This is a genomic window from Amycolatopsis sp. NPDC003731 (assembly GCF_053586895.1).
In genome coordinates this window covers 1-12146 of sequence record NZ_JBSFNC010000214.1, presented here as the reverse complement: position 1 = coordinate 12146, position 12146 = coordinate 1, and the positions used below count along the sequence as shown (strand labels likewise).

Annotated in this window: 11 protein-coding genes and 1 pseudogene; 6 read left to right on the top strand and 6 right to left on the bottom strand. The window is 72.6% G+C overall.

The genetic code is table 11. From position 1 onward, the window contains the following. Both ACWDN5_RS43730 and ACWDN5_RS43725 read right to left on the bottom strand, forming a co-directional pair. Positions 1–207, bottom strand: a pseudogene (locus tag ACWDN5_RS43730) (alpha/beta hydrolase); the annotation flags it as partial. Between the two features lie 93 nt (positions 208–300). After that, positions 301–3000 carry an ATP-binding protein gene (locus tag ACWDN5_RS43725; RefSeq protein WP_449680412.1) on the bottom strand — a complete coding sequence of 900 codons (2700 nt, stop codon included), beginning with the start codon at positions 2998–3000 and terminating at the stop codon, positions 301–303. Between the two features lie 135 nt (positions 3001–3135). Between ACWDN5_RS43725 and ACWDN5_RS43720 the strand changes: the two genes are divergently transcribed. Together ACWDN5_RS43720 and ACWDN5_RS43715 are read left to right on the top strand one after the other, a co-directional pair. Next, the gene (locus ACWDN5_RS43720; protein ID WP_449680411.1) at positions 3136–4638 is read left to right on the top strand and encodes a tannase/feruloyl esterase family alpha/beta hydrolase; all 1503 of its coding nucleotides are present in this window, start codon (positions 3136–3138) and stop codon (positions 4636–4638) included. A 79-nt stretch (positions 4639–4717) separates the two neighbouring features. Next, the gene (locus ACWDN5_RS43715; RefSeq protein WP_449680410.1) at positions 4718–5782 is read left to right on the top strand and encodes an aldo/keto reductase; all 1065 of its coding nucleotides are present in this window, start codon (positions 4718–4720) and stop codon (positions 5780–5782) included. A 1-nt stretch (position 5783) separates the two neighbouring features. Here the strand turns inward: ACWDN5_RS43715 and ACWDN5_RS43710 are convergent, their stop codons facing one another. From ACWDN5_RS43710 to ACWDN5_RS43700, 3 genes are read right to left on the bottom strand one after another with little or no spacing between them, the layout of a single operon-like run. Further along, the gene (locus ACWDN5_RS43710; RefSeq protein WP_449680409.1) at positions 5784–6992 is read right to left on the bottom strand and encodes an amidohydrolase family protein; all 1209 of its coding nucleotides are present in this window, start codon (positions 6990–6992) and stop codon (positions 5784–5786) included. Further along, positions 6989–7411, bottom strand: a complete 423-nt coding sequence (locus ACWDN5_RS43705; protein ID WP_449680408.1) for a GAF domain-containing protein — start codon at positions 7409–7411, stop codon at positions 6989–6991. Before ACWDN5_RS43705 ends, ACWDN5_RS43710 begins: the two co-directional genes overlap by 4 nt. Continuing rightward, on the bottom strand, positions 7408–8799 hold the full coding sequence (locus tag ACWDN5_RS43700; RefSeq protein ID WP_310967404.1) for an MFS transporter: 1392 nt from the start codon (positions 8797–8799) through the stop codon (positions 7408–7410). The genes ACWDN5_RS43705 and ACWDN5_RS43700 overlap by 4 nt, the downstream gene beginning before the upstream one ends. A gap of 118 nt (positions 8800–8917) precedes the next feature. On the opposite strand from ACWDN5_RS43700, the gene ACWDN5_RS43695 reads away from it, so the two are divergent. From ACWDN5_RS43695 to ACWDN5_RS43685, 3 genes are read left to right on the top strand one after another with little or no spacing between them, the layout of a single operon-like run. Continuing rightward, positions 8918–9787: a MurR/RpiR family transcriptional regulator gene (locus ACWDN5_RS43695; RefSeq protein WP_310968471.1), complete on the top strand. Its 870-nt coding sequence runs from the start codon at positions 8918–8920 to the stop codon at positions 9785–9787. A 9-nt stretch (positions 9788–9796) separates the two neighbouring features. Beyond that, positions 9797–10162 (top strand): hypothetical protein, encoded by a 366-nt coding sequence (locus tag ACWDN5_RS43690; RefSeq protein ID WP_449680407.1) that lies wholly within the window; start codon positions 9797–9799, stop codon positions 10160–10162. Between the two features lie 9 nt (positions 10163–10171). Next, positions 10172–10909, top strand: coding sequence for an aspartate racemase/maleate isomerase family protein (locus ACWDN5_RS43685; protein WP_449680406.1), 738 nt, complete (start codon positions 10172–10174; stop codon positions 10907–10909). On the opposite strand, the gene ACWDN5_RS43680 is transcribed toward ACWDN5_RS43685, so the two are convergent. Then, on the bottom strand, positions 10863–11588 hold the full coding sequence (locus ACWDN5_RS43680) for an ANTAR domain-containing response regulator (protein WP_310968470.1): 726 nt from the start codon (positions 11586–11588) through the stop codon (positions 10863–10865). The two genes, ACWDN5_RS43685 and ACWDN5_RS43680, sit on opposite strands and share 47 nt — an antisense overlap. Positions 11589–11763: 175 nt before the next feature. On the opposite strand from ACWDN5_RS43680, the gene ACWDN5_RS43675 reads away from it, so the two are divergent. Further along, positions 11764–12099 (top strand): DUF3140 domain-containing protein, encoded by a 336-nt coding sequence (locus ACWDN5_RS43675; protein ID WP_449680405.1) that lies wholly within the window; start codon positions 11764–11766, stop codon positions 12097–12099. The last annotated feature ends 47 nt before the right edge of the window (positions 12100–12146 follow it).

Below are 12146 nucleotides of genomic sequence, written 5' to 3'. Positions count from 1 at the left end.
GGCCGGGCCGAACTCGTGGTAGGCCATCGTGACCAGGCCGGCGTCGGCCTGCTTGACCGGCCCGAGCGAGGTGTGTTCCCCGGACCCGGCCCGCAGGTCGGGGGCGGGCGCGGGAGCGGCCGCGGGGGTGCCCGGCGAGCAGGCCGCCAAGGACGTCGCCGCGAGCCCGGCCGCGAACGCCTGCCCGAACCTTCTCCTGCTGATCATCTGCTGCTCCTGTGCGAAAGACCGTGGGACTTTCACGACGTTAGGAGTCGTTTGGTGACCTTCGCGCCCGTCAGGTGACGCAGCCGGTGTACGTCACCCTTCGAGGGTCTTCAGCATCCCGGCGAGATCGGCCCGCGAGCTGACGCCCAGCTTGGGGAAGATCCGGTGCAGGTGGGTGCCGACGGTCCGGTGCGAAAGGTACAGCCGCTGCCCGATCTCCCGGTTCGTCAGGCCCTCGGCGGCCAGCTGCGCGATGCTCAGCTCGTGCGGGGTCAGCTTGTCCCGGGCGTCCGGCCCGCGGTTGGGGCTCGACTCGCCCGCGCTGCGCAGCTCGCGCCGGGCCCGGTCGGCCCAGGCCGCCATGCCGAGCGCGTCGAACGTCTTGCGGGCGGTGCGCAGGTGGGTCCGCGATTCGACGACCCGCCGCTGCCGCCGCAGCCACTCCCCGTACGCCAGGTGGACGCGGCCGCGTTCGGCGGGCCAGCCGGCCGAGTCGAGGGCCTCGGCGAACAGCTCGTCGCTCGGGTCGAGCACGGCCCGGGCGTACCGGAGGCCGATGTGCAACGCGGGTGACGGCGTGTCCAGGCACTCGAGTCCGGTCACGACCTCCCGCAGCTCGGCGGTCCGCCCCGCCCGCACCGCGGCTTCGGTGAGTTCCGCGACGCAGTAGGTGCGCAACGCCAGCTGGTAGGCGGGGTCGGCCGGGTCGAGCAGCCGGCGCAGGTCGGCGAAGGCGTCCTCGAACCGGCCTTCGCTCAAGCCGGCCAGGCCGCGCGTGAGCTGCACGGTGGCCAGCACCGGCCGGGCACCGGCCGCGAGCCCGGCGCGTTCGGCCTCGTCGGCGAGGGTCTTCGCTTGCTTGTGCTCGCCGCGCAGGGCGGCGATCTCGGCCTGGACCGCGGTGGCGAGCCCGGCCATGAACGGCTGGCCGGTCTCGCGCGCGAACCGAACCGCTTCCGCCGCGGCGGGCACGGCGCCGGCCAGGTCGCCGAGCCGGACCCGGCTCCACGCCTGGACGGCCAGCGCGCGCGGCAGCAGCCCGAGCCGCCCTTGCGCCCGCAGCCCGGGCGCCGCGGCGGCGGAGAACCGGGCGGCGAGGTCGAAGGCACCCACCTGCAGTGCGGCGCTGCCGAGGTACCGGTCGACTTCGGGATCGGCGCCGGTCCTGGCGACCAGCTCCCGGAGGTGCCCAAGGACGGCCTTGCCGCGTTCGAAGGGAGCGACATAGGCGGAGACGGCGACGATCCGCGGGTCGCCGTCCGGGATCGGCAGCCGATCGGCGACGTCCAGGAGGGCCTTCCGCGCCTCCGGACCGGGTTCGGTCCAGAAGCAGCGCATGGCGGCGCTCCAGAGGATCCGCATGGCGGCGTCGTGGTGGCCGTCTTCGGCGACGGACGCGGCGGTCCGGGCGAGTTCGGCGACGCGGGCGGGGTCTTCGCGGACGCCGTCTTCGAACTCGCTGAGCAACCGGCCGGCGGTGGCCCGGCGCCGGGGATCGGCCGGGTTGGCCGCGTGGACCAGGCGTTCGGCGGTCTCCCGCCGCCCGGACTCGACGGCCAGTTCGGCGGCCAGCAGCAGCCGGTCGGTCCTGTCCCCGGCGTCGGGACTGAGCCGGGCGGCCTGTTCGAGGGCGGCGATGGCGGCCGCGGCACCACCGCGGAAGCGGGCGCGCTCGGCGGTGCGTTCGAGTTCGCCGGCCACGGTCTCGTCCGGCCCGGCGGTGGCGGCGGCTTGGTGCCAGGCACGCCGATCGGGCTGGTCGCGAAGGGCTTCGACGAGGGCGAGGTGGGCGTTCCGGCGATCGAGCGGGGTGGCCGAGGCCGGGATGGCGGACCGCATGAGGGGGTGCCGGAAGGTGACGGCCCCGGCGGACAGGTCGATCAGCCGCGCTTCGACGGCGGGGGCGAGGATCGCGGGATCGGCGGCCGCGGTGGTACCCGTCCCGAGCAGGGCGTCCGTCGCCGCCAGGGTCTCCGCCAACGATGTCGTCTCGTTCAGTGCCGCCACCAGCAGGGCCGTCCGGGTCGCCTCGGGCAGCGCCGCCACCCGGGCCGTGAACGTCCGCTCGAGCCGTTCGGTCAGGGGCAGCACCGGGTCCACGCCGTCCAGCGACGCCACCGCCGCGGGCAGCTCCGTCAACGCCAACGGCAACCCCGCCGCTTCGGCCAGCAACCGCGTCCGGACGGCCGGCGCCAACCGCGGCGCCACCGAATCCAGCACCTCCGCCGCCGCGTCCGCCGGCAACCTCTCCAGCACCATCGACGTCAGCCCCGCCGACAGCAGCGGGGACTCGGCGCCGTCCCGCAGGGTCGCCACCAGGACGATCGGCTCGGTCTCGATCCGCCGCGCCACGAACGCCAGGACGTCCGCGCTGGCCCGGTCCAGCCAGTGCACGTCCTCCGCCACCAGCAGCAACGGCTTGGCCGCCGCCTCCTCGGCCAGGAGCGTCAGCACCGCCAGCCCGACCAGGTACGCGCTCGGCTTCGCTCCCGAAGCCAGCCCCAGCGCCGTCTGCAGGGCGTCCCGCTGCGGCGCCGGCAGCTCCGCCACCCCGGCCCGGACCGGGTGCAGCAGCTGGTGCAGCCCGGCGTACGCCAGGTTCCGCTCGGCCTCGGCCCCGGTCGTCCGCAGCACCCGCAACCCCGCCACCGAGGCCGCCGCGGCCGTCGAAGCCACCAGCGCCGACTTCCCGATGCCCGCCTCGCCGCGGATCAGGACGCCGCTGCGGTCCTCCGGGCCGTCGACGAGCTCGCCCAGCTCCTTCAGCTCGGTGTCCCGCCCGGTCAGCGCCATGGAAACGACCTTACCCAACACTGTTTCCGCAGCTCACGGCCGAGTGACGTACAGCGGCAGCGTCATCCGACGGGCGCCGGGCCTTCCCGCCCGCACCTAGCGTTCCCCCGTAATGACCAGCGACCGGAGAGACCGATGAAACGCCTCCTTCTCGCCGCCGCCGTGCCGCTCCTGCTGACCACCGTCACGCAGCCGGCCGCCTCGGCAGCAACCCCCGCCCCCTGCGCCGCCGTCGCGGTGCCCGCCCCGCCGGGCGCCGGGATCGAGTCGGTGCAGGCCACGCCCCAGGCGTCGTACTGCCTGATCACCGTCACGCTCACCCACACCGGCGCCGACCACGTCAAGGTCGCCGTGGCCCTGCCGGACACCGGGTGGAACGGCCGGCTCCAAGCCCTCGGCGGCAGTGCCTACGCCGCCGGCAACTTCGACGCGCTCCCCCAGGCGGCCCAGGCCGGCTACGCCGCCGTCACCACCGACGCGGGTGTGTCCCTGGACGGCCTCGACACGTCCTGGGCGCTGAAAGGCGGCCGGGTCGACCAGACGCTCCTGACCAACTTCGCCACCCGATCGGTGCACGAAGAGGCCGTCATCGGCAAGGCCGTCACGCAGCGGTACTACCAGCGCCCGATCTCGTACGCGTACTGGACCGGCTGTTCGACCGGCGGCCGCCAGGGCTACTCCGAGGCCCAGGACTATCCGAAGGACTTCGACGGCATCCTGGCCAACGCCCCCGCCGTCGACTGGACGCGGTTCGCGGTCGCCACCCTCTGGCCGCAGGTCGTCATGAACCAGAGCCACGACTTCCCGAGCCCCTGCGTGCTTTCCGCGTTCCGCACGGCCGCCGTCCAGGCGTGCGACGCGAAGGACGGCGTGACCAACGGCATCGTCGACCGGCCGGACGAGTGCGGCTACGACCCGCGTCGCCTCGTCGGGACGAAGGTGGTCTGCGACGGCCACGAGGTCACCGTCACGGCCGCGGACGCCGAGGTCGTGCGCAAGATCTGGGCGGGCCCGACCGACGAGCGCGGCCACCGGCTGTGGGCCGGGCTGCCGAAGGGCGCGGACTTCACCTGGCTCGCCGGCACCCAGCCGGGTCCCGACGGCACGCTGACCGCGCCGGGCTTCCCGGTGGCCGTCAAGTGGGTGCAGTCGTTCCTGGAGAAGCAGGCCGATTTCGACACCTCGAAGCTGACGTACGCGCAGTTCGCGGCCCTGTTCCGCCAGTCGGTGCGCGAGTACGACGACGTCATCGGCACGTCCGACCCCGACCTCTCGGCGTTCCGCCGCGCCGGCGGCAAGCTGATCACGTTCGTCGGCGCCAACGACCAGCTCATCCCGCCGGGCGGCACGCTGTCCTACCGCGCCGAGGTGGAACGGACGATGGGTGGCCCGCAGCGGGTCAACGACTTCTACCGGCTGTTCCTCGCGCCGGGTGTCGAGCACTGCTTCGGCGGTGGCGGCCCGGAGCCGACGAACGCGCTCGGGCAGCTGGTCGACTGGGTCGAGCACGGGAAGGCGCCGGCCACGCTGACGGCGGCGTCCGCGGACGGCAAGACCCGCGACCTGTGCCCGCTCCCGCGGGTTTCCCGCTACACCGGCGGGGACCCGGCCACGGCGTCGAGCTACCGCTGCCGCTGAGCTCCGGTCCGCGAGCGCCCTCCCCCGGCGCTCGCGGACTGGACTTGCGGGTCCAAAAACGGCTCGGCACGCTGAGGTCATGGCACTCGATCAGTACTACCTCCTCGGGCGGTCCGGACTGCGCGTCAGCCGGCTCGCCCTCGGCACGATGAACTTCGGCACCGGCGGTTTCCACGCCGCCTACGGCAAAACCGAGGACGAAGCCCGTCCGGTCTTCCGCAAGTACCTCGACGAGGGCGGCAACTTCGTCGACACGGCGGACTTCTACACCGCGGGCGAGAGCGAGACGATCCTCGGCAGGCTCATCGCCGAAACGAACTCCCGCGACCGGGTCGTGCTGACCACCAAGTTCACCAACAGCGTCGACCCGGCCGACCCCAACGCCGGCGGCAACGGCCGCAAGCACCTGATCCGCGCCCTCGAGGCGTCGCTGCGCCGGCTGGGCACCGACTACGTCGACGTCTTCCTGCTGCACACGTGGGACCGGATCACCCCGGTCGAGGAGGTGGTGCGCACGCTCGACGACCTCGTCCGCGCGGGCAAGATCCGCTACCCCGGCCTGTCCGACGTCCCGAGCTGGTACGCGGCACGGGCGCAGTCGCTGACCGAGGCGCACTCGCTGGCGCCGATGATCAACCTGCAGCTGCCGTATTCGCTGGTCGAGCGGCAGATCGAGACCGAGCACGTCCCGATGGCCCAGCACCTCGGCCTCGGGGTCACGGCGTGGAGCCCGCTGGCCGGCGGCGTCCTCACCGGCAAGTACCGCGACGGCGGCACCGGACGGCTCAGCGACGGTCCTTCGGGGACGGACCGCACCCCGCAGGTGCTGGAACCGCTCGGGAAGATCGCCGCCGAGCTGGGGGTGACGATGGCCCAGGTGGCGATCAACTGGGTGGCCACCCAGCCGGGCATCGCGGCGGCGATCGTCGGCGCGAGCAGCGCCGGCCAGCTCGGCACGAGCATGGCGGCGCTGGACTTCGAGATCCCGGCCGAGCTGCGCAGCCTGCTCGACGAGGCGAGCGCGGTCCCGCCGGCGTCGGTCTACCGGATGTTCACCCCGGAGTACCAGAACTGGATCGTCAGTCCCGGGCTGAAGATCGGCGACAAGCCGGCGGGGTACGCGCCCGCGGTGCGGAACTGGTAGCTCAGCCGGACACCACCGCGCCGCCCTGGATGACGTGGCGGAACTTCTCCGGCTCGGCCAGCACCCCGATGTCGGACAGGGGGTCGCCGTCGACGACCAGGAGGTCCGCGTGCGCGCCCACGGCGAGGGTCCCGATCTCGCCGGTGAGGTTCAGCAGCTCCGCCGCCGTCGACGTGGCCGAGCGAAGGATTTCCAGCGGGGTCTGGACTTCGGCGCGCAGGCGGAACTCGTGGTTCTGGTGGCGGTGCATGCCGCCGAGGAGGTCTGTGCCGTAGACCAGTTTGACGCCGCCGCGGGACGCCCTCTCCAAGGCCGCCAGGCCGGCGCCGAGGACCTCGTCGACCTTGCGCCAGCTGGCTTCCGGGAGCCCGTGCTCACGGCCTTCCTCCTTCAGGGCCCAGTACGTCACGAGGGTCGGGACGAGGAAGGCGTCGTGCTCGAGGAAGAGCTCGACACTGCGGTCGTCCAGGAGGTTGCCGTGCTCGATGGACCGGACACCCAGTTCCAGGGCCCGGTTCACGGCACGGGCGGTGTACGCGTGTGCGGCGACGTACCGGTTGGCCGCCTCGGCTTCCTCGACGATCGCGCGCAGTTCCCCGGCCGAGTACTGCGTCGAGTCGATGCGGTCGGTCGGGGACGCGACGCCGCCCGACGCCATCACCTTGATGTGGTGGGCGCCCTTGCGCAGCTCGTCGCGGGCCGCGGCGCGGACGGCGTCCTCGCCGTCGGCCACCCGGCCGAGCCCGGCGCAGCACGGGTGGTCGTCCTGCACCTGCGTACCGCGGGTGCGGCTGTCGCCGTGACCGCCGGTCTGGCTCAGCGCGCGCCCGCAGAACAGCAGCCGCGGGCCGCGGAACAGGCCCTCCGCCTGGGCGTCGGCGAGCCCGAAGTCGGCGCCCGAGGCGTCGCGGACGGTGGTGAACCCGCGGTCGAGCATCCGGCTCATCGTCCGGGCGGCGTGCGCGGCCACGTAGTTCGGTGACGACGACGACAGCGAGCCCAGGTCCGCGGTCGACGCCGTGACGTGCACGTGCGCGTCGACCAGCCCCGGCAGCACGACCGCGCCGCGCAGGTCCAGTGCGGGGCCGTCGGGCGCGGTCAGGCCGGGCCCGACCTCGGCGATCCGGCCGTCGGCGCACCGGAGGTCGCCCTCGGTGTACTCGCCGGAGAGCGGGTCGAGCAGCCGGGCGTTGCGCAGCAGCAGGGTCACTGTTCCTCCTTGAGCGCCGGCACGGCGAGCGGGGCGAGGGATCGGGCCACCTGGACCGAATCCTCGTCGTAGGCACCTTCCGCGTCGAGGATGTTGAGCACGCCGAGGGTCCGGCCGCCGTCGACCACCGGGACGTTGATGATCGAGCCGCAGCCGAGGGACTCGATCAGCTCGTGGTCGGCGAAGATCTCCCGCACCGCCGCTTTTCCGGGGCCGAAGTAGGGCTCCTGCGCGGTGATGCAGCGGTCGAGCCAGCCCGCCGCGACCTCGACCGTCTTCTCCCCGCCGACCGGGTACTCCGCCGGGTGGCTGCTGTGCACGCGGCGCAGCGCCCGGCGTTCCGGGATCCAGGCGAGAACGGTGAACAGCCGCACGCCGAGCTCGGCGCGCACCCGTTCCTCCACAGTGGACAGACTCACTTCGTCATCTCCTTCGCGGTCGCCACCGGGGCGCCGTGTTCGGTCAGTTCCTCCAGCGAGCGGCCCGCGGTGGACAGGCCGAAGACGAGCACGCAGAGCACCCCGGCCGCCAGCACCGCCGTCGTCAGGCCGAAGACGCCGGCGAAGCCGAGGCTCGCCGCGGACAGGCCGATGATCGTCGGCGCCAGGATGCTGCCGACCCGGCCGAACGCGCTGGACAGGCCGGTGCCGCTGGCGCGGATCCAGGTCGGGAACACCTCGGGCGTGTAGGAGTACACCCCGGCGTAGGTGCCGTTGAGGAAGAAGGACAGCACCGCACCGGCGAGCGTGATCGACCACGGCGCGCTGGTCTGGCTCAGCCAGAACGCGCTCACCGCCGAGCCGGCCAGGTAGAGGGCGATGGTGTGCTTGCGGTCGAGCCGTTCGGACAGCCACGCGGCGGAGAAGTACCCGGGCACCTGGGCCAGGTAGATGATGATCGAGAACTCGAAGCTCTTCGTCACCGTGATGCCGCGTTCCACGAGCAGCGTGGGGATCCACGAGAAGAAGCCGTAGTAGGAGAACGTGATCACGAACCAGACGGTCCAGATCACCGCCGTCCGGCGCCGCATGGCGGGGCTCCACAGGAACTTCAGCGCGCTGAGGAGGTTGACCTTCGGCGTCTCGGTCGCGGGGGCGGCGTCGGCCGGCGGCACCGGCGGGAGGGTGGTGCCGGTGGCCTTCTCGACGTCCCGCTCGATCTTGGCGACGACGTTCTCGGCCTCCGCGGCCCGGCCGTGGGCGAGCAGGAAGCGCGGCGATTCGGGCAGGGACCGGCGCCACCACAGCAGCATGACGATCGGCAGCGCGGTGACCAGCTGCGCGACCCGCCAGCCCTCGTCGAAGGACGGCACGACGAACCGCCCGATCAGCGCGGCCGCGACGAAGCCGAAGGAGAAGAACCCGGCGAGCGCTCCGACGAACCAGCCGCGCCGCTTGGCCGGGACGAACTCGGACAGGAAGGGCGCGATGATCGCGCTTTCGGCGCCCGCGCCCGCCCCCGCGAGCACCCGCGCGCCGAGGAAGACCTCGTAGTTCGGGGAGAAGGACGCGATGACGGAGAACAGCGCGTAGAAGGCCAGCGCGTACATCATCACCTTCTTGCGGCCGATGCGGTCGCCGAGCAGGCCGGCCGCGATCGCGCCGAAGAGGAAGCCGAACGGCGTCGCCGAGCCGATCAGGCCGAGCTGGCCGTTGTCGAGGTGCCAGGCGGCCTTGGCGCTGGGCAGCAGGAAGGCGACGACCGCCGAGTCCATGCCGTCGAAGGTGTAGCCGAGGCCGCCGATGAGCAGCAGTTTGTAGTGGGGACGGCTCAGCGGGAGCCGGTCCAGCCGGGTCAGCAGCGTCATGGGGAACGCCTTCCGTCGGGGAGTGCCGACAACATAGACTGCATTTCGTCAAAACTGCAACGTTCTTTGCAAAACTGGGTGCGTTACGGTGCACCGGACAGCAGGGGAGGGCGCCGAGGTGGCGGAGACCGACGACGGTTTCGAGGCGTGGCTGCGCGACCGGCTGCCCGAGCGGGGCTTGCGTCCGAAGTCGGCCGCGGTGCTGGAAGTGCTGGTCTCGCAGCCGCGCCGGGCGTCGTTCGGCTCGACGGCCGAGCTGGCCCAGCTGGCCGGCGTCAACGTCGCGACGGTGACGCGCACGGCCCAGGCGCTGGGGTTCGCGGGCTGGCCGGCGCTGCAGCAGGAGCTGCGGGCGCGGTACATGTCGTCGCTGAGCGCGCCGCAGGTGGCGGAGGAGCACCGCGACGTCGGCTCACCGGGGTCGGCGTCCCTCCGGCGTGACCTCGACAGCCTCGCGCTGCTGAACCGGCGGTTCGACGAGCCGCTGCTGCGGACGGTCGCGGGAGCGATGGCGGCGGCCCGCCGAACACTGGTGATCGCGGACGGAAGCTACGCGGCGGTCGGGATTGCGATGGCCCACAACGCGAGGTTGGCGGGCTACGACGTCCACGCGATCACGGCGGGCGACGCGGAACTGGCCAACCAGACGGCCAAGCTGACGGCGGACGACGTCCTGGTGGCGATCAGTTTCTGGCGCCTGTACGAGAGCACGGTCCTGGCGGCGAACGAGGCCCGCGACCGCGGCGCCCGCGTCTTCGCGATCACGGACGCGGCGAGCCCGGCCCTGGCGGGAGCGGCGGAGCAGGTGCTGATGGTGCCGGCGGAGGGCGTGACGTTCTTCCCGTCGTTGACGGCGGGGATGGCCTTGGCCCAGGCCATCGTGGCCCAGCTCGCGGCGGTCGACCCGGCGCGGACGAGCGCGTCGATCGAAGCGGCCGAGGCGATGTGGTCCCGCTTCGACCTCTTGCACCGACGCCCGTCCGGGTAACCGGAGACCATGCGCATCGGCCTGCTCTCATCGCCCGCCAGCACCCAAACGATCGCGGCCCAATCAGCCACGGCCAGCCCCGCGACGAGCGCGTCCATCGAAGCAGCCGAGGCGATGTGGTCCCGCTTCGACCTCTCGCCCGCCAGCACAACCCAAACGATCGCGGCCCAATCAGCCACGGCCAGCCCCGCGACGAGCGCGTCCATCGAAGCAGCCGAGGCGATGTGGTCCCGCTTCGACCTCTCGCCCGCCAGCACAACCCAAACGATCGCGGCCCAATCGGCCACGTCCAGCCCCGCGACGAGCGCGTCGATCGAAGCGGCCGAGGCGATGTGGTCCCGCTTCGACCTCTTGCACCGACGCCCGTCCGGGTAACCGGAGACCATGCGCATCGGCCTGCTCTACCCCACCCGCGACTGCGGCGAGGACGACTTCGCCGCCCTTTGCCGCCGGCTGGACCCCGCCCCCGAACTCGACTTCGCCTACGTCGAATGGGATCCCGGCGCGGCCGGACAGATCGCCGCCGTGCGGGCGCTCGGCTCGCCCGGGCGTCTCGTCGCCGCCGCCGACCGGCTCGGCACCACTCCGGACGTCGTCAGCTGGGCGTGCTCCAGCTGCAGTTTCACCCACGGTCTCGACGGGGCGCGCGACCAGGCGCGAGCCCTCAGCGATCACCTCGGCGTCCCGGCCAGCAGCACGTCACTGGCCTACCTCGCCGCCCTCGAGCGGCTGGACGTCGAGCGCGTTGCGCTCGCCTCCGTCTACCACCCGGACCTGACCGCGCTCTTCGCCGCCTTCCTCGCCGAGGCCGGCGTCACCACCGTGCACGCCGTCTCGGCCGACGCAGGCTCCGATCGCGCACTCGCCGCCTGGGACGCGCAGCGGATCACTGAACTCGCCGTCGCGGCCGACCACCAAGACGCCGCCGCCGTGCTCGTCCCCGAGACCGCCCTGCACACCACGCCGCTGCTCGCCGAGCTGGAGGAACGGCTCGAGAAGCCCGTGCTCACCGCGACCGCGGTCACCGTGTGGGACGCGCTCGGCGGCACGGCGCAGAGCGGCCTGGGGACGTTGTTCAGGGCCGGGCCGGGCCGCCGTCCGCCGAGCTCATCCGCTTCGTGAACCGGGCCGCGACGTCGCGGAGCTTGATGTTCGTGTGCTGGGACTCCACGATCAGCCGGTGCATCGCCGCGTCCTCGTTGACCCGGTGGATCAGCATCAGCATGCCCTTGGCCTGCTCGATCACCGCGCGGGTCTCCATCGCGTTGCGCAGCTCGTCGGCCAGCCCGCGCGCCTCCCGGTACCGGCGCGTCAGCCGCAGCACCGTCTCCACGCACAACGTGAACAGCCGCAACACCTTCGTGTCGAACTCGTGGTAGCCGTGGGTCTCGAAGCCGAACAGCGTGATCGCGCCCACCAACGTGTCGTCCACGCGCAGCGGGACCGCCAGGTAGCTGCCCACGCCGAGTTCCTTCGCCGCCGCCACGAATTCGGGCCACTGCTCGCCCGTCTCCGCGACCGCCACCCGGACCACTTCACCCGTCAGGGCAGCGAGCAGGCCCGGACCGTCGCCTGCCGCGTACTGGACGTCGTCGATGCGCCGGGCTCGCTCGTCCGTGAAAGCCGCCGTCTGGGTCACGCCGTCGCGGACGACCATGATGCTGGCCAGGTCCGCGTCCGGGACCACCCGGACCGCTTCGCCGCAGACCGCGTCGAGCAGCCCCGGCGTGTCGGACATCGATTCGAGGACCCCGACGAGATCGGCCAGCACCGCGTTCAGCTCGTCGACCCGCGCCGCCATGCCGTCGCCAGTGGTCGGCAAGGCCCACCCCTCCCATGCGTCAAGCGGCGAGCACGGGATCGAGCTCGCCAGCAGCGTCAACAGAGACCACCGCTGGCGTTTCAACGGGTCCGGAGGAATTCTACCGGCCACGGGACCACGGTTTGACGTAGGCCGCGCCGGGTAGCCGACGAACATGGACAATCCGGCAGTCGACGACGACCTGTGGGCGGAGTTCCACCGGGTGGTGAACATGACCTCGCGCGAGCTGGAGGACTGGCTCCGCACCCGCGACGCGGGCCCGGAGACCGAACCGCTCCCCGACGAGGCGGGCCCGCCGACGGGCAACGAGGTGCTGGCCATCCTCCGCAAGCGCAAGTCCGACGTGGACTCCCACGACGCCGACGTGATGCGCCGGGTCGTCGACCGGGTGCACGCCCAGCGCCGCGACGACCTGGAGCCGACGGCGGGCGAGGCCTACTGGCGCCACCGGCTGATGTCGATCGGCCACGACCCGCTCAAACCCGCCTGACCAAAGCCGTCGTGAGTGGTCAGGCGGGTCAGAACCCGCCTGACCAC

What these genes read in the sequence shown, in the direction of transcription:
- ACWDN5_RS43725 (WP_449680412.1), bottom strand. Translation starts at nt 3,000, where the DNA reads ATGGCGCTGACCGGGCGGGACACCGAGCTGAAGGAGCTGGGCGAGCTC.
- ACWDN5_RS43720 (WP_449680411.1), top strand. Translation starts at nt 3,136, where the DNA reads ATGAAACGCCTCCTTCTCGCCGCCGCCGTGCCGCTCCTGCTGACCACC.
- ACWDN5_RS43715 (WP_449680410.1), top strand. Translation starts at nt 4,718, where the DNA reads ATGGCACTCGATCAGTACTACCTCCTCGGGCGGTCCGGACTGCGCGTC.
- ACWDN5_RS43700 (WP_310967404.1), bottom strand. Translation starts at nt 8,799, where the DNA reads ATGACGCTGCTGACCCGGCTGGACCGGCTCCCGCTGAGCCGTCCCCAC.
- ACWDN5_RS43690 (WP_449680407.1), top strand. Translation starts at nt 9,797, where the DNA reads ATGCGCATCGGCCTGCTCTCATCGCCCGCCAGCACCCAAACGATCGCG.
- ACWDN5_RS43685 (WP_449680406.1), top strand. Translation starts at nt 10,172, where the DNA reads ATGCGCATCGGCCTGCTCTACCCCACCCGCGACTGCGGCGAGGACGAC.
- ACWDN5_RS43680 (WP_310968470.1), bottom strand. Translation starts at nt 11,588, where the DNA reads ATGGCGGCGCGGGTCGACGAGCTGAACGCGGTGCTGGCCGATCTCGTC.
- ACWDN5_RS43675 (WP_449680405.1), top strand. Translation starts at nt 11,764, where the DNA reads ATGGACAATCCGGCAGTCGACGACGACCTGTGGGCGGAGTTCCACCGG.